Below are 271 nucleotides of genomic sequence, written 5' to 3' on the forward strand. Positions count from 1 at the left end.
GCGCATCCTTGAACTCGAGCTGGTCAAGGCTTAGCCGCCCGTAGTAAGCCAAAGTTTCCGAAACAGGGTATTGGTATCCAACACCAATGCGCCAACGCGTCACGTCGTACTCGCCTGCTACAGTGCCGGTACCACTGCGTATTTCAAGTTCTTGGCCCAGTGATGCATACTCGCCAAAAAGGTGCATCTGATCTCCGAACTGCCACGCCCCGCTAATAAATCCTCCGCCATCAGCATCGCTTTCAAGTTCGAGTGGGGCGCCCCCGGTTAT

General features: G+C 55.0%; 1 pseudogene. It reads right to left on the reverse strand.

The features are described 5' to 3' along the window. Positions 1-271: pseudogene (locus CSH93_RS17795) on the reverse strand (hypothetical protein); the annotation flags it as partial.

This window comes from Neoalteromonas facilis (assembly GCF_002807665.1).
In the GTDB taxonomy this organism is placed as follows: Bacteria; Pseudomonadota; Gammaproteobacteria; order Enterobacterales; family Alteromonadaceae; genus Alteromonas_E; species Alteromonas_E facilis.